Origin of the sequence: Janthinobacterium sp. EB271-G4-3-2 (assembly GCF_020858035.1) — a bacterium.
GTDB lineage: Bacteria > Pseudomonadota > Gammaproteobacteria > Burkholderiales > Burkholderiaceae_D > Janthinobacterium > Janthinobacterium aestuarii.
Genome location: NZ_JACYMG010000010.1, coordinates 1 through 23116 on the forward strand (window position 1 = coordinate 1; position 23116 = coordinate 23116).

18 protein-coding genes are annotated in these 23116 nt (G+C 65.7%); 8 read left to right on the plus strand and 10 right to left on the minus strand.

Annotated features, from left to right (window positions below; all coding sequences use genetic code 11):
* Window positions 1-88: 88 nt before the first annotated feature.
* Window positions 89-1720 carry an alpha-D-glucose phosphate-specific phosphoglucomutase gene (locus IGS55_RS19845; RefSeq protein ID WP_230519148.1) on the minus strand — a complete coding sequence of 544 codons (1632 nt, stop codon included), beginning with the start codon at window positions 1718-1720 and terminating at the stop codon, window positions 89-91.
* A 342-nt stretch (window positions 1721-2062) separates the two neighbouring features.
* Here IGS55_RS19845 and IGS55_RS19850 point away from each other — a divergent pair, with 342 nt between their 5' ends.
* The 8 genes from IGS55_RS19850 to IGS55_RS19885 all read left to right on the plus strand — a co-directional run bounded on the left by IGS55_RS19850 (window position 2063) and on the right by IGS55_RS19885 (window position 11454).
* Window positions 2063-4324 (plus strand): TonB-dependent siderophore receptor, encoded by a 2262-nt coding sequence (locus IGS55_RS19850; protein WP_230519147.1) that lies wholly within the window; start codon window positions 2063-2065, stop codon window positions 4322-4324.
* A 51-nt stretch (window positions 4325-4375) separates the two neighbouring features.
* Complete coding sequence (locus tag IGS55_RS19855) at window positions 4376-5122, plus strand: DUF4198 domain-containing protein (protein ID WP_230519146.1); 747 nt, start codon at window positions 4376-4378, stop codon at window positions 5120-5122.
* A gap of 2 nt (window positions 5123-5124) precedes the next feature.
* Window positions 5125-5460: a DUF3649 domain-containing protein gene (locus tag IGS55_RS19860; RefSeq protein ID WP_230519145.1), complete on the plus strand. Its 336-nt coding sequence runs from the start codon at window positions 5125-5127 to the stop codon at window positions 5458-5460.
* Window positions 5457-7079 carry a PepSY-associated TM helix domain-containing protein gene (locus tag IGS55_RS19865; RefSeq protein ID WP_230519144.1) on the plus strand — a complete coding sequence of 541 codons (1623 nt, stop codon included), beginning with the start codon at window positions 5457-5459 and terminating at the stop codon, window positions 7077-7079. Before IGS55_RS19860 ends, IGS55_RS19865 begins: the two co-directional genes overlap by 4 nt.
* Window positions 7079-7432, plus strand: a complete 354-nt coding sequence (locus IGS55_RS19870; RefSeq protein ID WP_230519153.1) for a DUF3325 domain-containing protein — start codon at window positions 7079-7081, stop codon at window positions 7430-7432. The genes IGS55_RS19865 and IGS55_RS19870 overlap by 1 nt, the downstream gene beginning before the upstream one ends.
* Window positions 7433-7437: 5 nt before the next feature.
* A complete protein-coding gene (locus IGS55_RS19875; RefSeq protein ID WP_369123281.1) occupies window positions 7438-7965 on the plus strand; it encodes a sigma-70 family RNA polymerase sigma factor in 528 nt (175 codons plus the stop codon).
* Window positions 7962-8915 carry a FecR domain-containing protein gene (locus IGS55_RS19880; RefSeq protein ID WP_230519143.1) on the plus strand — a complete coding sequence of 318 codons (954 nt, stop codon included), beginning with the start codon at window positions 7962-7964 and terminating at the stop codon, window positions 8913-8915. Before IGS55_RS19875 ends, IGS55_RS19880 begins: the two co-directional genes overlap by 4 nt.
* A gap of 91 nt (window positions 8916-9006) precedes the next feature.
* Window positions 9007-11454 carry a TonB-dependent siderophore receptor gene (locus IGS55_RS19885; RefSeq protein ID WP_230519142.1) on the plus strand — a complete coding sequence of 816 codons (2448 nt, stop codon included), beginning with the start codon at window positions 9007-9009 and terminating at the stop codon, window positions 11452-11454.
* On the opposite strand, the gene IGS55_RS19890 is transcribed toward IGS55_RS19885, so the two are convergent.
* The 9 genes from IGS55_RS19890 to IGS55_RS19930 form a co-directional block, all read right to left on the minus strand.
* Window positions 11445-13247, minus strand: a complete 1803-nt coding sequence (locus tag IGS55_RS19890; protein WP_230519141.1) for a putative bifunctional diguanylate cyclase/phosphodiesterase — start codon at window positions 13245-13247, stop codon at window positions 11445-11447. The genes IGS55_RS19885 and IGS55_RS19890 overlap by 10 nt on opposite strands.
* A 168-nt stretch (window positions 13248-13415) precedes the next feature.
* Entirely contained in the window at window positions 13416-15044 is a 1629-nt protein-coding gene (locus IGS55_RS19895) for a methyl-accepting chemotaxis protein (protein WP_230519140.1), read from the minus strand.
* Window positions 15045-15212: 168 nt separating this feature from the next.
* Window positions 15213-16694: a xylulokinase gene (gene xylB / locus IGS55_RS19900; RefSeq protein WP_230519139.1), complete on the minus strand. Its 1482-nt coding sequence runs from the start codon at window positions 16692-16694 to the stop codon at window positions 15213-15215.
* 17 nt (window positions 16695-16711) lie between these two features.
* Window positions 16712-17602 (minus strand): AraC family transcriptional regulator, encoded by an 891-nt coding sequence (locus tag IGS55_RS19905; protein WP_230519138.1) that lies wholly within the window; start codon window positions 17600-17602, stop codon window positions 16712-16714.
* Between the two features lie 34 nt (window positions 17603-17636).
* Window positions 17637-18761, minus strand: coding sequence for an ABC transporter ATP-binding protein (locus IGS55_RS19910; protein ID WP_230519137.1), 1125 nt, complete (start codon window positions 18759-18761; stop codon window positions 17637-17639).
* 2 nt (window positions 18762-18763) lie between these two features.
* The gene (locus tag IGS55_RS19915) at window positions 18764-19804 is read right to left on the minus strand and encodes an NAD(P)-dependent alcohol dehydrogenase (RefSeq protein WP_230519136.1); all 1041 of its coding nucleotides are present in this window, start codon (window positions 19802-19804) and stop codon (window positions 18764-18766) included.
* A gap of 11 nt (window positions 19805-19815) precedes the next feature.
* Window positions 19816-20643, minus strand: coding sequence for a carbohydrate ABC transporter permease (locus IGS55_RS19920; protein WP_230519135.1), 828 nt, complete (start codon window positions 20641-20643; stop codon window positions 19816-19818).
* On the minus strand, window positions 20631-21521 hold the full coding sequence (locus IGS55_RS19925) for a carbohydrate ABC transporter permease (RefSeq protein WP_442908192.1): 891 nt from the start codon (window positions 21519-21521) through the stop codon (window positions 20631-20633). The genes IGS55_RS19920 and IGS55_RS19925 overlap by 13 nt, the downstream gene beginning before the upstream one ends.
* Window positions 21522-21641: 120 nt before the next feature.
* Complete coding sequence (locus tag IGS55_RS19930; RefSeq protein WP_230519151.1) at window positions 21642-22904, minus strand: ABC transporter substrate-binding protein; 1263 nt, start codon at window positions 22902-22904, stop codon at window positions 21642-21644.
* Window positions 22905-23116: the final 212 nt, after the last annotated feature.

A 23116-nucleotide genomic window follows, 5' to 3' on the forward strand; every position in this document is an offset into this window, starting at 1 on the left:
CATTCGGCGTGCTCAGGTCGGGAAAAATATTTGATCCGGCCTTGCACGCCGCTTGACGGGGATAACAGTATCTACGCGCCCTTCTTTTTTACGTCGTCACCGTCGGCGCATCGCGCCCCGTGCGCTCGCGGATCTGCGCGACCTGCTGCGCCACTGCGATCAGCCCCGCCAGCGCTTGCTGGGTCGGGATGTCATGCTGCGCGGGATCGGCCTCATAGCGCTCCAGGTACAAACGCAGGGTGGCGCCCTCGGTGCCCGTGCCGGACAGGCGCAGCACGATGCGCGCGCCGTCCGTCATGATGATGCGGATGCCCTGCTGCGTGGCCACGGAGCCGTCGACGGGGTCCGTGTAGCTGAAGTCGTCGGCCAGCGCCACCGTGTAGCCATTGAGTACCTGGCCCGGCAAGGCCGCCAGCTGGCCGCGCATGGCCTCCATCAGCTGCGCCGCGCAAGCGCTGTCGATGTCTTCGTAGTCGTGGCGCGAATAGTAGTTGCGGCCATACGTGGCCCAGTGCGCGCGCACGATGTCTTCCACCGACTGCTTTTTTTCCGCCAGCAGGTTAAGCCAGAACAGCACGGCCCACAGGCCATCCTTTTCGCGCACGTGGTTCGAGCCCGTGCCGTAGCTTTCCTCGCCGCACAGGGTGGCCATGCCGGCATCGAGCAAGGTGCCGAAGAACTTCCAGCCCGTCGGCGTCTCGTAGCAGGGAATGCCCAGCGCGCTGGCGACCCGGTCGGCCGCGCCCGACGTGGGCATGGAGCGGGCGATGCCGGACAAACCGGCGCGGTAGCCGGGCGCCACGCTGGCGTTGGCGGCCAGGATGGCCAGGCTGTCCGACGGCGTCACGTCGAAGCGCCGGCCGACGATCATGTTGCGGTCGCCGTCGCCATCGGAGGCGGCGCCGAAGTCCGGCGCATCGGCGCCGGCCATGATGGCGATCAGCTGCTGCGCGTTGACGGGATTCGGGTCCGGATGGCCGCCGCCGAAGTCTTCCAGCGGCAGGCCATTGATGACGCTGCCTTTCGGCGCGCCCAGCATGCCTTCCAGGATGGCCGTCGCATACGGGCCGGAGACGGCGTGCATGCCGTCGAAGCAGAGGCGCAGGCCGCCCGCGAACAGGGCGCGGATGGCGTCGAAATCGAACAGCTGCTGCATCAGTTCCGCGTAGTCCGCGACGGAATCGATCACTTCGACCGTCATCCGCTCGATGCGCACGGTGCCCAGGGTATCGAGGTCGATATCGGCAGCGTCGCTGATCCGGTATTCGGTGATGGCCTGCGTGCGCGCAAACATGGCTTCGGTGACCTTTTCGGGCGCCGGGCCGCCATTGGCGATGTTGTACTTGATGCCGAAATCGCCATCGGGGCCGCCCGGGTTATGGCTGGCCGACAGGATGATGCCGCCGCTGGCGCCATGCTTGCGGATCACGCAGCTGACGGCCGGCGTCGACAGGATGCCGCCCTGCCCCAGCAGCACGCGCGCATAGCCGTGCGCTGCCGCCATGCGCAGCACCGTCTGGATGGCCGCGCGGTTGTAGTAACGCCCGTCGCCGCCCAGCACCAGGGTCTGGCCGCGGCAGTCGCCGAGCGTGTCGAAAATGCTCTGCACGAAATTTTCCAGGTATTGCGGCTGGCTGAACACGCCCACTTTCTTGCGCAGGCCCGACGTGCCTGGCCGCTGGCCGGCTATCGGCGCCGTATTGATGATTTGAATAGCCATCTTGCCTCCATGTTAACTTCGCATGTTAACCCATGCGGGGCCGGCGGCAAAGCGTTGTACGTCTGCCACGGTGCGGTAAACCGCTTAAGCTGGCTGCCCGACTAGAGCCAGCCGTGTTTCCAACGGCGATACGCCAGCTCACTCTTGCATGTCTCGCAACCCCGCACTATAATAAGAATAGTTCTCATTCACATTTGGACTCTCGCCAGAGTCTGCTCCCAGTCACCGGCTGGTGCGCAGCTGGATGACACGCTGCGCCAGCCAGGCACTACGCCAAGCAAGCCTTCCCTATCAATACCTGTGTGCCGCACAACGGCAGGCGCACGAGAAGAAGGATGTTTCATGGCGCGAGCACGTTCGCTGGCCGGCATGGTTGCCGGCCCGTTTTCCCCACCCATTTCCAAGGTTGCCATGCGCCCGCTGTCCATCGCCGTGCATTCGGCCTTGCTGACGGCGGCCTTGGGCGCGGGCGCGGCCCTGGCAGCGGATGCGCCCGCCAAGCCCGAAGAAGCCACCTTGAGCGAAATCAAGGTGCAAGCCCGGCAAGACAAGGCGTCGAGCGAGCACACGGGCTCCTACACCACCAAACAGATGGCCACGGCCACGCGCATGGGCCTGTCCATCCGCGAAACGCCGCAATCGATTTCCGTGGTGACGCGCCAGCGCATGGACGACATGGGGCTGAACAGCCTGGCCGAGGTGCTGGTGCAGTCGACGGGCGTGACGGTGCAGGAAAACGACAGCGAACGCACGAGCTTTTCGGCGCGCGGCTTTTCCATCGGCAACTACCAGATCGACGGCGTGGCCGTCAATTCCGGCAGCAATGCGCTGTTCGACACGGCCATCTATGACCGCATCGAAATCGTGCGCGGCGCCACGGGCCTGGTCAGCGGCAATGGCGACCCGTCGGCCACCATCAACATGCTGCACAAGCGTCCCGGCAAGGAGTTCGCCGCCTCGGCCGGCCTGACCGTGGGCTCGTGGAACAAAGTCCGCCTCGAAGGCGACATCAGCGCGCCGCTGAACGCCGACGGCAGCATCCGCGGAAGAGTCGTCGTGGCCGGCCAGAACCGCCATTCCCATATGGACCTGTACAAGGAACGCAAGCTGGCGGGCGCCGTCATCGTCGAGGCGGACCTGACGCCGGACACTCTGCTGACGGCCGGCATCGACTATCAAAAGAACACGCCGAAAGGCACGAGCTGGGGCACCACGCCCCTGTTCTTCAGCGATGGCACCTCGGCCAACATGCCCCGCTCGTTCAACATGGCGGCCAAGTGGAGCAGCTGGGAGCGTGAATTCGAAAACAAGTACGTCTACCTCGAACACCGCTTCGCCAACGACTGGAAGATCAAGGCTGCCTACGGCCGCCTGGACAGCTCCTCGAACGGCAAGCTGTTCTACGGCGGCAGCGGCTTTCCCAACCGCGACGGCAGCGGCCTGGAAGTCTGGAGCGGCGCCTTCCCCTACGATGAAAAGCAGGACAACTTCGACCTGTCGGCCAATGGCGCCTTCACTCTGTTCGGCCGCCGGCACGACCTGGTGCTGGGCGTGAACGGCTGGAAGCGCACCGGCACGACGAATGAAACCCTGCTGCCCGATCCGCTGCCCTACGCCACCACCATCCCCGACTTCCGCCACTGGACGGGCGACGTGCCCGAGCCGGTGCTGACGCGCACGGGCGCGCGCGACGTCGCCACGACCAAGCAGTCGGGCGCCTTCATCGCCACGCGCATCAACGTCGCGGACAACTTCAAGGTGCTGGCCGGCGCGCGCGTCTCCCGCTGGGAAACATATAACGACCGCATCGACACCCAGGGCCGTTTCGTGAAGCGCAGCTCCGCCTACAAGACGGACGACGTCGTCACGCCGTATGCGGGCTTGGTGCTCGACGTCAGCAAGAGCACCTCGCTGTACGCCAGCTATACGGACCTGTTCAAACCGCAAAACCTGAAGGACAAGAACAACGCCTTCCTCGACCCGATCACGGGCAGCAACGTGGAAGCGGGCGTGAAGAGCGAATTCTTCGACGGCGCCGTGAATGCTTCGTTCGCCGTGTATGAAGCCAAGCAGGACAACCTGGGCGAGGAAGACAAATCGGTGCCGCTGACCTTCGTGCTGCCCGATGGCAGCCGTCCCTATGTCTCTTCGGGCAAGGGCACGAAAAGCAAAGGCTACGAAGCGGAAGTGTCGGGCAGCCCCTTGAGCGGCTGGCAGCTGTTCGCCGGCTACACGCACAACAAATCGAAGACGGGCAAGGGTGTGGTGACCAACACCATCCAGCCGACCAATATGCTGCGCGTCTCGACCACCTACCGCCTGCCGGGCGAGCTGCAAAACGTCACCGTCGGCGGCGGCTTGAACTGGCAGAACGAGATCTACACGACGGCCACCCTGCCGAACAAAAGCAAGATCCGGGTCAGCCAGGGCAGCTACGTGCTGGCCAACCTGATGGCGCGCTACCAGATCAGCCCGAAACTGTCGGCCAGCCTGAATGTCAACAACCTGTTCGACAAGACGTATTTCCGCCGCGTGGGCTTCTATAACGGCGGCTATTACGGCGAGCCGCGCAACGTGGCGCTGAACCTGCGCTACCAGTACTGAAGCACGATACGAGCCGATTTTCCATTCACATAACAAGATAAGGGATACACCATGCACATCACTTCCATCGCGCGCCTCGGCGCCCTCGCCACCGCCTTGCTGGGCGCAGCCCTCGTCTCCGGCAGCGCCAGCGCGCACCAGATCTGGCTGCAGCAGGACGGCAAGGCGGCCAGCGTGTACTTCGGCGAATTCGGCGACAACCTGCGCGAAGCGTCGCCCGGCCTGCTCGACAAATTCAGCATCAAGAACGTGACGTGGGTATCGGCCAAGGGCGCGCAGCCGCTGCAGGCAAGCAAGACGGCCGGCGCGTTCCTCCTCAATGGCAAGGTGGGCGCCGGCGAAAGCATCATCGTCGAGGAAGACAACTACCCGTCGTGGGAAGAGAAAAAGGATGGCAAGGCCACGCGCACCGTGTGGGTCCCGGCCGCGCGCCTGATCGCCGACGGCAAGGCGCAGACGCCAGCGTTGACCCTGGACCTCGTGCCGACCGGCAAACCAGGCCAGTTCCAGGTCAGCTACCAGGGCAAGCCGCTGGCGCAGGCCAAGGTCAACGCCGTGGTGCAATCGGGCTGGGGCAAGGAAGCGTGGAGCGATGCGCAAGGCCTGGTCAGCTTCCCGCTGCCATGGAAGGGCACCTATGTGCTGGAAGTGCAGTACACGGACAAGACGGCCGGCCAGCGCGGCGCGCAAGCCTATGACAAGGCCATGTTCGTGACCACCCTGAGCCTGGTGCAGCCGCAAGGCGTGACGCCGCTGCCGGCCGGCCCGGCCCTGCCGCCGAGCAAGGATCACGACTGACCATGCCAGCGCAAGCCATCACTAAAATCGCGCGCCTGCGGCTGTCCGCCGGCGCCGTGTACCGGCTCGGCGTGGCCTCGCGCAGCGTGGCGGCCATCGTCGGCGGCTACGTGCTGGCCGCGCTGGCCACCATGCTGCTGTCGGTAAGCCTGCCCATGGCCCGTTCCGAAGCCGTCATGACAGCCACCCTGCTGTCGTTTGCCATCTATACCTGCGCCGTGATGTGGGTCTTTGCCACGCGCAGCGCGCTGCGCGCCTGGCTGGGCCTTCTGATGCCGGCCGCCGTCATCGCCGCCATCCTGCAGTGGATGGACGCACTATCCTGGAGTCTCGCATGAAAGAAGGTTTCCGCCAGTCGATGGCATGGCTGCACACCTGGTCCGGCCTGCTCGTCTGCTGGATTTTATTGCTGGTGTTTTGCGCCGGCACGGCCAGCTACTACCGCAATGAAATCACCGTGTGGATGCAGCCCGAACTGCATGGCGCCGCCGCCAGCGAGGTGAGCACCGAGGAAGCGGCCAAGGTCGCGCAGCAGGCGATGGAAGAGCGGGCCACGGGCGCCACGCGCTGGTTCATCAGCCTGCCCGGCGAGCGCAGCCCCGCCACGCAGCTGGGCTGGAGCAAGCCATCGCAACCGGGCGAAAAGAAACGCGGACGGCGCGGCAATTTTCATAGCGAAAAAGCCGACCCGGCCACGGGCGAGGTGCTGTCCAAGCCGCGCGAGACGCGGGGCGGCGAATTCCTCTACCGCCTGCACTTCGACCTGCACTACATGCCGGCCATCTGGGCCCGCTGGATCGTGGGTTTCTGCGCCATGTTCATGTTCGTCTCCATCATCAGCGGCATCGTCACGCACAAGCGCATCTTCAAGGACCTGTTTACCTTCCGGCCGAAAAAGGGCCAGCGCTCGTGGCTCGATGCGCACAACGTGACGGCCGTGCTGGCCCTGCCCTACCACATCATGATCACCTACACGGGCCTGGTCACGTTGATGTTCCTGTACATGCCATCGGGCGCCACGGCCGCCTACAAGGGCGACAAGGATGCCTTCTTCGCCGAAGCGTTTCCCGGCCGCTCGGGCGACAGCAAGCCGGCCGGCGTGGCCGCGCCGCTGACGGCGCTCGCGCCCCTCGTGCGCCAGGCGGAACAGCACTGGGGCGGCGGCAAGGTCGAACGCATTTCCGTCAACCACCCGGGCGACGCCAACGCCACCATTTCACTGACGCGCGCGGGCGGGCGCGACATGTCATCGAAACAGCCGTCGATGGAATTCGATGGCGTTTCCGGCAAGCTGCTGTCGACCGACGGCGACGCGCAGCCCGGCGCCGCCGCCACGCAAGGCGTGATGGTGGGACTGCACGTCGCGCATTTCGGCGGCCCGCTGCTGCGCGCCCTGTTCTTCCTGTCCGGCCTGGCCGGCTGCGCCATGGTCGCCACGGGCGCCCTGCTATGGGCCGTCAAGACGCGCCAGAAGCAGGCCAAGGCACTGGCCGCCGGCAAGCGCGCCAGCTTCGGCCTGCGCCTGGTCGAGGCGCTCAACATCGGCGCCATCGCCGGCATCCCGATCGCCTTCGGCGCCTACTTCTGGGCCAACCGCCTGCTGCCCGTGGCGATGGAAGACCGGCCGCAAGAGGAAATCGCCTGCTTCTTCGGCGCCTGGGCCCTGGCCGCCATCGTCGCCCAGCTGCGCCCGTCGCGCGCCATGTGGCGCATGCAGCTGGCCGCCGGCGCCTTCCTGCTGGCGTCGCTGCCCGTGCTGAACGTCTTTACCACCGATTCGCACCTGGGCGTCACGCTGTTCCTGGGCCGTGGCCCCGTGGCGGTGGCCGCCTTCGACCTGGTGGTGCTGGTACTGGGCCTGGGCCTCGCGTATGCGGCGTTCAAGTTGAAACCGCTGCCCGTGAAAGCGGCCAAGGCGGCGCCAGTAAAACCGGCGCAGACGATGGAGGCCGCGTGATGGAGCTGCTGTCGAACTTCCTCGTCTTCGCCCTGTGCTATGCGGGCCTGTCCTCGCTGTGCCTGGCCATGGACCGCCACTACGCCGACCTGCACGGACGCGGCGCCGAACCGCCCGCACCGCTGCGCCGCCGCCTGCAATGGGCAGGCTGGCTGGCGCTGGCGGCGGCCCTGGCCTGGGCCATGCACATCGCGGGCGGCGGCTATGGCCTCGTCTACTGGGTCGGCAGCCTGACGGGCTGCGGCTTGCTGCTGATCTGGCTGCTGCCGTACGCCCCTCACCAGGCCATGCGCCTGGCGCGCATGATCGGCGTGGCGGCCTTGCTGGCCGCCGTCGCGCTGGCACTGCTGTAATTATCATGGCCATGCCCCCCCTGCTGTCCACGCAGCTGGAAAGCCACTACCGCGCGCACCACGGCTGGCTGGCGCACTGGCTGCAGCGGCGCCTGGGCAATGCTGCCGAGGCGGCCGACCTGATGCACGATACCTTCGCGCGCCTGCTGGCCGGCGCGCCCATGCAGCCGCACACGCCGGCCCTGCGCGCGCCCAAGGCTTACCTGGCGACCGTCGCCAAACACCTGCTGATCAACCATTTGCGCCGCCAGTCGCTGGAACGCGCGTGGCTGGCCGCGCTCGCCGCCCTGCCCGAACAGCAGGTGCCATCGGCCGAGCAGCGCGCGGAAGTCCTGCAGGCGCTGCAAGCGGTCGACGCCATGCTCGACGGCCTGAAACCGAAGGTGCGCGCCGTCTTCATCATGGCGCAGATCGAAGGCCATGCCTATGCGGACATCGCCGCACAGCTGGGCATCGGCGAGCGCTCCGTGAAACGCTACATGGCCGAGGCGCTGACCGAATGCGTGCTGCTGGCGCAGGACTTGCCGGCATGAGCGCGGCCACTTCGCCATATCCACCGTTGTCGCGCAAGGTGGCGCGCCAGGCCGTCGAATGGTATTTGCTGGAGCAGTCGGGCCAGGCCACGCCGGACGACTTGGCCGCTATCGCCCAGTGGCGTGCACGCGACCCGGAACACGCGCGCGCCTGGAACAGGGTACAGCAGGTGAGCCAGACGGCTGGCCTGCTGCCGCCGGAGTTGGCCGTGCCCGTGCTGCGCCGGCCGCAGCGCCGCGTGGCCGTGCAGGTGCTGCTGGCGCTGATGGCGGCGCCAGCCGCCTGGCTGCTGGTGCGCCACGACATGCTGGCCGATTACCGTAGCGGCGTGGGCGAACGGCGCGAAGTCTCGCTGCCCGACGGCGGCACCGTGGTGCTCAACACGGACAGCGCCGTCGACGTGGCGTATGGCGCCGGCGAACGACGGCTGACCCTGCGCCGCGGCGAAGTACTGGTGCAGACGCGCCCCGGCCATGCGGACAGCCGCCCTTTCATCGTCGCCACCTGCCATGGCCGCATCCGCGCGCTGGGCACGCGCTTCATCGTGCGCGTCGACGACGACGGCAGCCGCGTGACGGTACTCGAACACGCGGTGGAAATCACGCCGCGCGCGCCCTCGGCCACCGTCCGCACGCTCGTGGCGGGCCAGCAAAGCCGCTTCGACGCCAATCACGCCGGCCTGCCCGCGCCGGCGCCACTGCAAGCCGATGCGTGGGCGCGCGGCATGCTGGCGGTGCTGGACATGCGCCTCGATACCTTCGCTGCCGAATTGTCACGCTACCGCCCCGGCCTGCTGCGCGTGGAGCCGCAAGTGGCGGGCTTGCGCCTGTCGGGCGCCTTCCAGCTCGACGACACGGACGCCGTACTGGACAGCCTGGCGCGCATGCTGCCCGTCGACGTGCTGTACCGCACCCCATACTGGGTCACCATCGCGGCCGGAAAAAAATAATTGATAAAAATTGGCCCTTTTTTCGCCGTGACCTGTCCTGAGGGTATTACAACGATACCTTACAACGACACTCACCGGAAAGGCCAGTCCCATGCACCCACCCCGTTTGACTCCCCTCGCGCGCGCCATCGGCGGCGCCTTGATCCTGCTGTCGCTGGCGCAGGCGCCGGCCATGGCGGCCGATGCCGCCGCGCCAGCCGCCGCGCAAACGGTCTTCCACGTGCCGGCAGGCGAACTGTCCGCCGCCATCGCCAGCTTTGCCATCGAAGCAAAAGTGAGCGTGGGCGCGGCGGCCGAACTGCTGCAAGGCGTGCGCACGCCGGGCCTGAACGGCAGCTACACGGTGACGCAGGCACTGGCCCGCCTGCTGGCCGGCACGGGCCTCGAGGCGCTGCCCAGCGGGGAACGCAGCTACGTGCTGCGCAAGGCGGGGGCCGCATCGACCGGCGCGCCTATCGCCGCCACCCTGGACGAAGTGGCCGTCAGCTCCAGCGCCCTGCGCGACGGCACCACGGAAGGCAAGCGCGGCTACGCGGGCCTGACCAGCGCCACGCGCCTGAACCTGTCGCTGCGCGAAACGCCGCAGGCCGTCAGCGTCATCACGCGCCAGCAGATCGACGACCAGGGCTTGCGCACCTTGCAGGACGTGCTGGTGCAGGCGCCCGGCATCACGGTCGACCATTCGTCGAGCACGCGCGAATACGACCAGGTATTTTCACGCGGCTTCGAAGTGACGTCGTACATGTTCGACGGCATCCCGACCAGCAAGAACCTGGAAGCGCGCACCTACGACATGGCCATCTACGATCGCGTCGAAATCATCCGCGGCGCCACGGGCCTGATCAGCGGCACGGGCAGCCCGTCGGCCGCCGTCAACCTGGTGCGCAAGCGCCCGGGCCGCGCTTTTGCCGCCACGGCCGGCGCGCAGCTGGGATCATGGGACCGCTACCGCATCGAAGGCGACGTCTCGACGCCGTTGACGGCGGACGGCAAGGTACGCGCGCGCCTCGTCGCCGCGCATGAAGACCAGCGCTCGTTCATCGACCGCTACCGGCAGAAAAAGGACGTGCTGTACGCCATCGTCGAAGCGGACCTGACGCCGTCGACGGTACTCGGCGCCGGCATCAACTACCAGCAGGAAAAGCTCAAGGGCGCGGGCCGCGACTTTCCCATGTTCTATGCCGACGGCTCGCAGACCCGCTTCCCCCGCTCGATGAACGGCACGGCCGCGTGGAGCACGTATGACCGCGAGCAGAGCATGCTGTTCGCCACGCTCGACCATTATTTCGACAACGACTGGATCGCCAAACTGGCCGTCAGCCGCAGCAGCAACCAGTACGACGCCTTGCAGGGTTTTTCCGGCAATGGCTACCCGGACCGCATGACGGGCGGCGGCATGCGACTGTGGCTGGCCAACTGGCACAGCAAGCCGCAACAGACCTCGCTCGACGCGTACGTCAGCGGACCGTTCCAGGCCTTCGGCCGCCAGCACGAACTGGTGCTGGGCGTGAGCGCCTCGGAACTCGAGACGAATAGCCCCGTCTATCCGGGCTGGCGTCTCGCCGGCTATGACCATGCGGTGCCGAATATCCACGCCTGGAATGGCGATATGCCGGTGCCCGACTACAGCGGCACGCGCCTGGGCAGCTCGTACGACAAGGAGCGCGAAAGCGGCCTGTATTCGACGCTGCGCCTGCGCCCGACGGACGCGCTGTCGGTGATCCTGGGGGCGCGCCTGTCGTACTGGAAGCGCGACATCCGCAGCGATTACGATGCCGACACGGACCTGTACGACGCGATGCGCGAAAACGGCAAGATCACGCCGTATGCGGGCCTCGTCTACGACCTGGGCCGAAACTGGTCGGCCTATGCCAGCTACACGAGCATCTTCACGCCGCAAAGCCAGCGCGACGTCAACAGCCGCTTCCTGGCGCCGCTCGAGGGCAAGAACCACGAAGTGGGCGCCAAGGGCGAATTCTTCGGCGGCAAGCTCACCACCAGCGCCGCCCTCTTCCAGCTGAAGCAGGAAAATCTGGCCGAAGCCGATCCGGGCAATATCTGGATCATCGGCACGGGCGGCGGCTCCTACGCCTATCACACGGTCAAGGGCGCCACCACGCGCGGCTTCGAGGCGGAAGTATCGGGCCAGTTGCGCCCCGACTGGCAGCTGACGGCCAGCTATGCGCATAGCCGCATCCGCAATGCCGCCGGCGCACGCATCCAGACCAACCAGCCGCAGAACATGGCCAAGCTGTGGACCACCTGGCGCCTGGCGCAAGGCGTGCCTGGCCTGGTGCTGGGCGGCGGCGTGAACTGGCAGAGCGATATCTACATGGATGACCGCGGACCGAATGGCGAACGCTTCACGCAGAAGGCGTATGCGGTGGCGGGACTGATGGCGCAATACCAGGTCAGCAGGCAGCTGGTGGCGACACTGAACGTCAATAACGTCTTCGACAAGCGCTACTACTCGACGGGCATGGGCGGCTACTACGGCGATCCGCGCAATGCCATGCTGTCGCTGCGCTATCAGTTCTGAATGGCTTCGCTACTTTTGAGCAGCGCCTCGATGTCCTCGGGCGCCACGGCGCGGCCAAGAAAATAGCCGAACGCCTCGTCGCAGCCCATCTCGGCCAGCAGTTCCAGCTGCTCGCCGCTTTCCACGCCGCCGGCGATGGTGCGCAGTCCGAGCGTGCGCGCCATCGCCACAATGGCGCGCACCACGGCGCTATCGCCGCCCGGCTTGCCCAGGTCGTCGACGAAGCACTTTTCGATCTTCACGGCATCCGTGGGAAAGCGTTTCAGGTAAGTGAGCGAAGCGTCGCCCGTGCCGAAATCGCTGATGGCGATCGCCATGCCCAGCTGGCGGAACTGGCGCAGTATCAGCTCGCAGTTCTGGTTGCTGTCGATCAGGATGCCGGCGGCGATTTCCAGTTCGATGCAATGGCCCGGCACGCCGGCCGCCTCCAGCGCGGCGGCGAAATTGCGCGCGATATCGCGCTGGTAGAACTGGCGCGCGGACAGGCTGACGGACACCGTCAGCATCTGCCCCTGCGCGATCCAGCTGCGCGCCTGCTCCACGGCCGTGGCCAGCACCCAGGCACCGACCGGCAGGATCAAGGCGCTTTCCTCCAGCACCGGCAAAAAGTCGAGCGGCATCATCAGGCCCAGTTCCGGGTGCTTCCAGCGCAGCAGCGCCTTCACGCCCGTGATCCTGCGCGTCGTCAAGTCCATGCGCGGCTGGTAGTACAGCACGAATTCATTGCGTTCAAGCGCGTGGCGCAGGGCCGTCTCGAGGATGGTGCGCGAATACGACTGCGTCTGCATGCGCGGCGCATAGCGCTGGCAAGTACCGGGCGCGTGGCGCTTGGCCGCATACATGGCCAGGTCGGCCTTTTCGATCAGCGCATTGACGTCGTCATCGTCGTCCGGGTACAGGGCCACGCCCACGCTGGCCGCCACCGACAGGCTGTATTCGCCGATGACGAAGGGCGCGGCGATGGCGCGGACGATTTTCTCGGCCACCCGCTCGGCATCGTGCGCCGTGCGCAGTTCCGTCAGCAGGATGATGAATTCGTCGCCGCCCTGGCGCGCCACCGTGTCGACCTTGCGCACGCACTGCTGCACCCGGCGCGCGAACTCCGTCAGCACCTGGTCGCCCACGTCGTGCCCCAGGCTGTCGTTGATGGATTTGAAGCGGTCGATGTCGACGAACAGCACGGCCAGCAGCCCCTGGTGGCGGCGCGCGTAGGCGATGCCGTGCTCGAAGCGGATCTGGAAATGCAAACGGTTCGGCAAGCCCGTCAAGCCGTCGTGGTGGGCGATGAATTCCAGCTGCTGCTCGGCGCGCCGGCGCGCCGACACATCGTGCAGCAGCAGCACCGCGCCGCCCTGCGCCAGCGGCGCGCAGCTGTACTGCACGTCGATGCGCTTGCCGTCGAGATGGCGCAGCAGCACGGCGCCGCGCGCCACTTCCAGCACTTCCTGCCGCGCCACGCAGTCGCGCACCTGGCGCGCCGCGTCGATGGGCGTGCCGTCATGGAACAGCGGCAGCAGCTGCGTCACGGCCTGGCCCGGGCCATCGTCGCCCAGCAGCCCGCCCATGGCGCTGGCGCGGGGATTCAGGTACCGCACCACGCCATCGTGGTCGGTGCCGATGACGGCCGCCGGCAGCGCATGCAGCAGCGCCAGCGCATCGGCCATGCGTTGCGCCTGCGCCGCCTGCAGCACCGCGCCCGTCGCATGGCGCATGCGCCACGTGCGCGCCGCCCGCCACTGGCAGGCCAGCAGCACGGCGAGCACCATGGCCAGGGCCAGGCACAGCGCCGTCATGCGTCACCCGGCAGGCGGAAAGTACGGAACATGGTTTTCCTTTGCAACGTGCGCCATGCGGCCGGGCGCAGATACATGCTGAAAGGAAATAATATAAGAATTTTGGCGTGATATTTGCCTGATCGGGCGCCGCTTGACTGGCATCAAGCGGCGCGCGGAACGTGTGCTTCAAGCCAGCGACAGCGTCCGGGCCGCGGTGGCGCCCGCCGCTGCGGCCACGCCGGGCGTGCCATGCAGCTTGAAGATGCTGACGGCGTCGGCCAGGCTGGCCGCCTGCTGCTGCAGCGCGTCCGCGGCGGCGGCGGCCTGCTCCACCAGGGCCGCGTTCTGCTGCGTCACGCCATCCATCTGGCTGATGGCGATGCTGATCTGCTCGATGCCGTCGCGCTGCTCCACGCTGGCCACGGCGATCTCGCCGATGATGGCGTTCACGCGCTGCACGCTGCTCACGACCTCATCCATCGTGCGCCCCGCCTGGCCGGCCAGTACGCTGCCCTCTTCCACCGTGCGCACGGATTCGCCGATCAGCTGCTTGATTTCCATGGCCGCCGCGCTTGACCTCTGCGCCAGGCTGCGCACTTCCGTCGCCACGACGGCGAAGCCGCGCCCCTGTTCGCCCGCGCGCGCCGCTTCCACGGCCGCATTCAGGGCCAGGATATTCGTCTGGAAGGCGATGCCGTCGATGACGGCGATGATGTCGACGATGCGCTTGGACGAGGCATTGATATGGCTCATGGTCCGCACCACCTGCGCCACGGCTGCGCCGCCGCGCTGCGCCACGTCGGACGCGCCGCCGGCCAGCTGGCGCGCCTGGTCGGCGTTGCCGTTATTTTGCCGCACCGTGGACGTCAGCTCGATCATCGAGGCGGCCGTCTCTTCCAGCGAACTGGCTTGCTCTTCCGTGCGCGAAGACAGGTCCATATTGCCGCTGGCGATTTCCGCCGAGGCCGTGGCGATGGCGTCCGTGCCGGTGCGCACACGTCCCACGATGGCGGCCAGGTTGCCGCTCATGGCTTTCAGGGCCCGCAGCAGGTCGCCGATTTCATCGCGGCTGCCATCGGCCACCACGGCGCGCAAGTCGCCGGCCGCCACCTGCTGGGCGATGCCGACGGCCGCGCCCAGCGGCAGCGTGATGCTGCGGATCAGCCACCACACGGTGACGGTGCCGACCACCAGGGTCACCAGCACGGTGGCCAGCATGACGATGCTGGCGCTGCGGTGCGCGGCCGCGTCCTGCTCCTTCATTTGCGCCATCAGGCTGTGCGACTGCTTGCCGATGGCAGCGACGATGGCGTCGATCTGGCGCGTCGGTTCGCGATCCATGCCCTTGACCAGCGCATCGACCACGTGGGCGCTGTCGGCGCGCGCGCCATCAAATTTTTGCAGGGCCGCCAGGTAGCTCACTCCCAGCGCATCATGCGCCTGCAGCGCCTGCGCCACGGGCGCCGTGTCGAGCCCCAGCGCCGCCATCATGGCCTGCAGGCTTTTCAATTCCTTGCGCGTCTGCGCGCCGCTGGCGACGAACGCTTCGCGGTAGCGCTGGAAGGCGGCCGCATCGCCGCCGCGCAGCAGGATGTTTTTCCACTCCTGCACCTGGATCTTGAATTCCACCTGCGCGCTGCGCGCCGCGTCGATGGCTTCCGTCAGGGCCACGGCGCGCTGCATGGCGTCCGCGCTGCGCGCACTGGCCGCGTCGAGCGCGCTCCAGCCGCGCGCGCCGACGAACACCAGCGCAAGAAAGAAGAAGGCGCCCAGCAGACCGAGGCGGACGGAGATTTTCAGATTCGCAAGTTGCATGTGTTTCTCCCGGCGGCAAGAACAGGATGGCAACAAAAGCGCCGCCAAAAACTATCCAATTCTCACCGAACAAGGAAATCATGCGGCGCGCCTCGTGAAAAACCAAGCAACGCTTTCGTTAGAGAAACACTTTCAACATAGAAACAACAAATTACAAGGAAAAGTTAACTATCCGGCCACGCCGTCGGCCGCCGCACCGGCAAATTCCTCGCGCAGCAGCGGATACAGACGCCGGTAGCGCGCCAGCCGTTCGTCCAGCACGGCGGACGCTTGCGGCGCAATTGTCTCCTGCACGGCAGGCCGCGTACACACTTGCGCGGAGGGCAAGCCCGTCACCGCCATCTGCGCCAGACGCGCCGCGCCCATGGTGCCGCCAGCCGCGCCGTGGTCGTGGCGCAGCACGTGCAAGCCCGAGGCATTCGCGCACAGCTGGGCCCAGAAGCGGCTGCGCGAACCGCCGCCGACGAACGATGCTTCTTCCAGATGCGTGCCGGCGCTGCGCAAGGCCGCATTGCCGTCGGCCATAGCAAAAGCCACGCCTTCCATCGCGCTGTAGGCCAGTTCCGCCCGGCCGTGTTCCGTCGACAGGCCAAAGAACACGCCGCGCGCGGAAGCGTCGTTGTGCGGCGTGCGCTCGCCGCTCAAATACGGCAGGAAGATGGGTGCCGTGCGCGCCTCGACGTTTTCCGCCAGGCTGACCAATTCGCCGATGTCGCTCGACTGCGTCAGCCGCGCCACCCAGCTGAGGCTGGACGCGGCGCTGAGGATCACGCTCATCTGGTGCCAGCGCTCGGGCAGGCAGTGGCAGAACGCGTGCACGCCCTGGCCCGGATTCGGCGCAAAGCCGTCGCTGCCGGCAAACAGCACGCCGGACGTCCCCAGCGACAGCAGGCCGGCGCCCGGCTCCACCACGCCCAGGCCGACAGCCGCCGCCGCATTGTCGCCCGCGCCGCCGGCCAGCAGCACCGGGTGCGCGATGCCCCATTCCTGGCACAGCGAGGGCCGCACCTGCGCGGCGGCGGCGCTGCCTTCGACCAGGCGCGGCATGTGCTCGCGGGTCAGGCCCGTGGCCGCCAGCATGCGCTCGGACCAGTCGCGTTTGGCCACGTCCAGCCACAGGGTGCCGGAAGCGTCGGACATGTCGGAAACATACTCGCCCGTCAGGCGCAGGGCCACGTAATCCTTGGGCAGCAAGACCTTGGCCGTGGCGCGGAACAGCGACGGTTCGTACTTTTGCAGCCACAGCAGCTTGGGCGCCGTGAAGCCGGGCATGGCCTGGTTGCCCGTGATGGCGCGCGACTCGGGCACCAGCGCCTCGAGTTCCACGCACTCGGCAAAGGCGCGCGTGTCGTTCCACAGGATGGCTGCGCGCAGCACGTGCTGCTGCTTGTCGAGCAGGGTGGCGCCATGCATCTGGCCCGACAGGGCGATGCCGCGCAAGCCGGAAAACGCCACCGGCTGGGCGGCGCGGATGGCGGCGATGACGTCCAGGGTGGCGTGCCACCAGTCTTCGGGATTCTGTTCCGACCAGCCGGGATGAGGGCTGGACACGCGCAGGGTCACGCCGGCGCTGGCAACGATGGTTTGCGCGTCATCGGTGAGGATGGCCTTGACTTCGGAAGTGCCGATATCGATACCGAGATAAGTCATTTGATTCCAGAATAAAGTTAAGAATGGCCGTCGCCGGACGGATCGGGCATGTTCATCAGCAGGCAGGAGCGGAACTTCGACGGCGACATCTGCTTGTGGGCCAAAAACTGGCGGTTGAAATTGGAAAGGTTGTTGAATCCCGTGCGGTAGCAGATATCGGTGACCTTCATGTCCGTGTTCATCAGCAGTTCGCAGGCCAGCGCGATGCGCTCCTGGTTCACGTACTGGATGAACGAGGTGCCCGTATGCTTGCGGAAGAAACGCGTGAACTTGAGCGTATTCATCTCCGCCACGTCAGCCACGTCCTGCTCGCAAAAATCGAGCGTGATGTTCTGCTTGATATACGCCAGCACCAGGTTGATGGTCGACGACATGTAGCGGCCCGCCTGCGCCAGATAGGTGACGCTGGCCAGGGGCCGCCGCTCGCGGCAGTCGCACAGCTCGCCGAACAGGCGCGTAAACAGTTCAACCCGGCGCAAGCCCTGCGCCGTCGTCAATTCCTTCATCAGCGGCACCAGGCGCAGGCCCAGCGCATCGGGAAATTGCAAGCCCCTGGCAGCCTCGCCCAGCAGGGCTTTCAGGGGCGCCATTTCCGGGAACAGCAGCGCGCAGCGTTCGATGAAGTCGCCGGAAAACTGCAGCACCAGGTCGCGCTCGGGCAAGACCACGCCTTCCGGCAGTTCGCTGACCCAGTTGTGCGGCAGGTTCGGCCCCGTCAGGATCAGATTGCCCGCCCCGTAGCTGCCGATATGGTCGCCGATGAAAAATTTGCCGTTTGACGTGATGATGAAGTGCAGTTCGTACTCGGGATGAAAATGCCATTTCGCCACCGTGTGCGGAAAGCCGTGCGCCCACGCGCGAAACGATTCATGGATCGGTTTGTGGATCAGTTCCAGGTCAGGCGTCACGGCAGTTCCTTACGCGGTCTCGTTGCCAGCTATTCTAACCACTTACCTGGTCATTGAGCGCCAAAGCCAGACCGCTGTCGGCGTCGAACAGGTGCATGTGCTCTTCATCGAAGGCCAGCGCCAGGGTCTGGCCCACCTGCGCCGCGCTGTTGGCCGCGTTCGCCGGCAGCAGCGCCGACAAGGTCAGGGCGCCGCACTGGAAGCTGATCAGCGCTTCGGCGCCCAGCAGTTCGACCAGGTCGATCACGCACGCCAGGCCATGCGTGCCTGCCTGCTCCTGCGGCAACGCCGCGCGCAAGTGATTCGGCCGCAAGCCGAACACCACGCGCGTGCCCTCGGCCAGCGCGGTGAAGCGGAGCGATATCAATGGCCAGCGGTAGCCGGCGCACACGAGCACCGTTTGCCAGCCATCCTTCTCGACAACGCCATCGATGAAGTTCATGGCAGGGGTGCCAATGAACCCTGCCGCGAACAGGGTGCGCGGATGGTTATACAGCTCCGCCGGCGTGCCGATCTGCTCGATATGCCCGCCCTTCATCAGCACCACCCTGTCGGCCAGGGTCATCGCTTCGAGCTGGTCGTGCGTGACGTACAAGGTGGTGGTGCGCAGGCGGCGGTGCAGGCGCTTGATGTCGGCGCGCAGCTGCGCGCGCAGCTTGGCGTCCAGGTTCGACAGCGGTTCATCGAACAGGAACACTTGCGGCGTCTTGATCATGGCGCGCGCAATGGCCGTGCGCTGCTGCTGGCCGCCCGACATGGCGCGCGGCTTGCGTTCCAACAGGCTGTCCAGGCTGAGGATGGCCGCCACCTCGCGCACGCGGCGCTCGATCTCGTCGTTCGGCACCTTCAGGCGGCGCAGGCCGAAGGCGATGTTGTCGTACACCGTCATGTGGGGATACAGCGCGTAGTTCTGGAACACCATCGCCACGTTGCGCGCGCGCGGCGGCAAATCGTTGACGATGGCGCCGCCGATGTGCAGCTCGCCGCCGCTGATGTCTTCCAGGCCCGCGATCATGCGCAGCAAGGTCGATTTGCCGCAGCCCGATGGCCCCAGCAGGACGATGAATTCGCCGTCATCGATTTCCAGGTCGAACGGCTGCAGCACGGCCGTCTTCTCGTCGTAGGTCTTGTGCAGCTGCCTGCAAGCGATATTTGCCATGGTTAGTCTCCTGCCAGTTCGATCTGGATCTTGACGTCGCGCGGATGGCCCTGGGCCGCTTCCTCGAACGCCCGCACGCCGTCGGCAAAGCCGAAGGTGCGCGAAATGAAGGGTTTGACATCGATCTTGCCCGAAGCGAGCAAGGCGATCGCGCGCGGGAAGATGTTCGCGTAGCGGAACACGGATTCGATGCGCACTTCCTTCGCCTGGATGGCGACGATATCGAATGGGACATTTTCGGGCGGCATGCCGACCAGCACCAGGCAGCCGTTCGGGCACAGCAGGTCGACGATGTTGTCGTAGGCGCGCATGCCGCCGCTGGCCTCGAAAACGATGTCGGCGCCCCAGCCGTCCGTCAGCTCGCGCACCGTGTCCGCCAGGCTGGCGTGGCGCACGTCGACCGTGGTCACGGCGGGATTGCCGGCGAACAGGGCCAGCTTTTCCGGCACCAGGTCGGCCAGGATCACGCGCGAGCAGCCGCCCGCCAGCGCGGCCAGCGCATTCATGGCGCCGATGGTGCCGGCGCCGATCACCACGGCCACGTCGCCTGGCTTGATGGCAGCCTTCTTGGCCGCCTGCAGGCCGATGGCCAGCGGTTCGACGATGGCGCCTTCGCCGAAGCTGACGTTGTCGGGCAGCTTGAAAGTAAAGGCGGCCGGATGCACGACATACGGCGTGAGGCATCCGTGGATGGGCGGCGTGGCCCAGAAGCGCACGGCGGGGTCGAGGTTGTACAGGCCGCGCATGGTGGCCGGCGAATCGAACTGCGGCACGCCCGGCTCCATGCAGACGCGGTCGCCCACCTTCAGGTGCGTCACGTCATCGCCCACTTCGGCCACCACGCCGGACGCCTCGTGCCCGAGCACCATCGGCGCTTCGACGGCGAAGGGGCCGATCTTGCCGTGCTTGAAATAGTGCACGTCGCTGCCGCAGATGCCCACGGTGTGAATCTTGATTTTCACGTCGCGCGGGCCGACGGCCAGCGGCAGGTCGATGTCGCGCAAGGTGATGGAATGCGCTTGTTCCAGTACGAGTGCTTGCATGATGGATTTCCTTATTTATGTTTGAGCATGGAGTTGAGCAGCCGTCCCAGGATGCCGACGAACAGCAGCGGCGGCAGCGCCAGCAGCACGGTGGAAGCGTTGACCACGCCCCACGGCACTTCCTGGCCCATCGAGGTAAAGGCCGACGCCACCACGGGCAGGGTCATGCTTTTCGACGAGGTGAGCGCCAGCGCGATCATCAGTTCATTCCAGACCAGCACGAAGCTGAAGACGATGCCGCCCATCAGGGTTTTCGAGGCCACCGGCAGGGCCACGTACCAGAACACCTGGTACGGGCCGTAGCCATCGAGCGCGGCAGCTTCCTCGATCTCTTTCGGGATGCGGGCAAACGCGGGAATCGACAGCCAGATGATGGTCGACAGGGTCACCAGCAGATACGTCACCACCATCGACAAGCGCGAGTCATACAGGCCCAGGTCGATCCAGATCGAGATCAAGGGAATGGCGACGGCCACCGGTGGCAAAAAGCGCAGCGACAGCAGGAAGAACTGGATATCCTTCTTGGCCGGGACCGGATAGCGGGCGATCGCATACGCGGCGGGCACGCCCAGCACGGCGCCGGCAAGCACGGCGACGCCGACGATGGCCACGCTGTTGCCCAGTCCCGTCAGCACTTCCGGGCTGGCCAGCACCTGCTTGTAGTTGGCCAGTGTCGGGCTGAAGAAAAAGCGCGGCACGGGCGTGACGATGTCCATCAGCTCCTTGAAGGAATTGAGCACGGCCCACAGGATGGGAAACAGCGCCACCAGGATAATCACGGTGGTAATGGCGGTGGTGGCGGCATGGTCCACGCCGCGCCGGATAGTCAGTTTTCCCATTTGGCGACCCGCTTCCAGAGCAATGTGAAAATAATGGTCGTGGCCAGCATCATCAGCACGGCCATGCTCGATGCGTACGACACCTTGCCCATCAGGCCGATGCCTTGCGCATACGCGTACATGTCCAGGGTTTCGGTGGAGATGCCGGGGCCGCCCTTGGTCATCACGTAGATCAGGTCGAACGAGCGCAGCGACTCGACCATCTTGATGAACACGAGGCTCATGATGGGTACCTTCAGCATGGGCAGCGCGATGTAGGCGTACACCTGGAGCGTGCTGGCGTAGTCGAGGCGCGCCGCTTCCAGCGGTTCGCCGGGCAGGGTTTCCAGCAGCTTCAGGATGACGGCGCCGAAGAACAGGCCCCACTGCCAGATATCGACCAGCGCCACCGCGTACAGGGCCGTGGCGGGGTCGGACAGCAGGGCCGTGCCGCCCAGGCCCACGCATTCGAGCATCCAGTTGAGGATGCCCATCAGCGGCGAATACATGAACTTCCAGATGAAGGCGGCCGACACGCGCGGCAGCAGCACGGGTACGATCAGCAGCAGCGCAAGAAGATCACGCGTGCGGCCCTTGACTTTCTCGAACAGGAACACGGCCAGCAGCACGCCGACGATCAGCGAGCCGGCCACGGTGACCACTTCCCAGATGGCCGATACCTGCACGGCATTGAGGAAGCGGCGGTCGCCGAACAGGCGGAGAAAATTGGCAAAGCCGACGTAATCGCTGTCGCTGTAGCGCAGCACGCGGTTTTGCAGGGCCAGGTTGATGGCGGCGATACTGGGCACCAGGCCCAGTACCAGCAGGACCAGCAGCGGCAGCGTCAAAAAGACGGCCGGCAGCCAGGTGTGGCGTTTCTTGCGGATGGTATGCGGCATGGTCATGGCTTTCAAACGAGAACGGACAAGCGCTGGCGTTACCCCAAAAGCAAGAGCTGGGGTCAGACCCGTCGGGTCTGACCCCTGGTTTTAGCTGGTGGAGTCGTTGGCGATATGGGCTTATTTACGCTTGCTGGACCGTTGCATCACTTCCGTCGCGTACTCGTTGGCCTCATCGAGCGCGCTTTGCACGTCGCCGCGCGTGCCCGTAAACACTTCTTCCAGCACGACGCCCAGGTTGTCGCCGATGTCCGGCCACTCGGGGCTAGGCCAGATGGTGACGCGCGAGACGGGCGTGGTGTCCGTCAGGCCCGCCTGGATCTGCGGCTTGACGTGCTTGCGGAAGTAGTCGCTGTTGATGGTGCTGGTGCGGTTGTAGTCGCTGAAGACGTTGTCCTTCAGGCGCGCCTGCTCCTGCTCCTTGCCCGTGGTGAAGGCGATGAACTTGCCGGCCGCCTGGCGCGTGCATTCATCTTTCGCGCCGGTGGCGGAGATGGCCAGGCCGTGACCGTATGCGGCCGATGGCAGCGGCGCTGGCGGGCGCGCATAGCCGACCTTGTCGACCACCGAGGATTTTTTCGGGTCTTCCATCCAGTCGGCAAACGGCGTCGATTCGATCATGAAGGCCACCTTGCCCGACCTGAATGCTTCGAGCGCGTTGCTCCAGTCATAGGTGGCGCCGCCCGGTGGCGAATACTTGAACAGCTCGCGGTACAGGGTGGTGGCCTTGACGGCCTGCGGCGAATTGAAGGCCGGCACGCCATTGTTTTCCCACTTGCCGCCGGCGGCCAGCATGAACGGCGCCCAGCGCCACACATTCATGCCCGAGCCGCGCTGGCCCCGCGCCGCCCAGCCATACACGCTCGGCGGATTATTCATTTTCTTGACCGCGGCGACCAGTTCATTGAGCGTTTTCGGCACGGCGATGCCGGCCTTTTCCAGCAGGTCGCGGCGGTAGAACAGGAAATCGCTGCCGCCAATCAGGGGCGCGAAATACGCCACGCCCTTGTACGAGGCGACGGCGCGGCGGCCCGGCAGGAAGTCGTCGTAATCGGCGTCCTTGGGCAGGTATTTGAGCAGGGGGACGACCCAGCCGGCCGTGGCGAATTCGGCCACGTTGGCTTCGTCGATGTAATAGATCTGGTAGGAACCGGCCTTGGTGGAAGCATCGAGGCGGGCTTTCGAGCGGCGGTCGTTTTCGCCGAAATAGCTGATTTGTACCTTGGTGCCGCTTTTCTTCTCATACTCGGCGAGGGTCTTTTCCATCACGGTCAGGCCCAGGCTTTTTTGCGCCAGCACCTTGATCACGGGCACCGAGCAGCTTTGCGCCGAGGCATCTGCAAACGCGGCGGACATGAGGGTACCCCATGCAACAGCAGTCATGATTTTCATAACACGTCTCCATTTTTATAGTCCGGCGGTTTTCCACCGGTATGCCAACTATAAAAACAAAACCCATCTGCCACCACTGCAAAAGCGGCGAGTTTTCAAATACTATTTTTCAGCAAAACGAAATCCATGCCGGCCGCGATGGACTGATCTTTTTTACCACACACAATATATAAAGCCGCTTGATTTATTAATTAGCCGAGCGT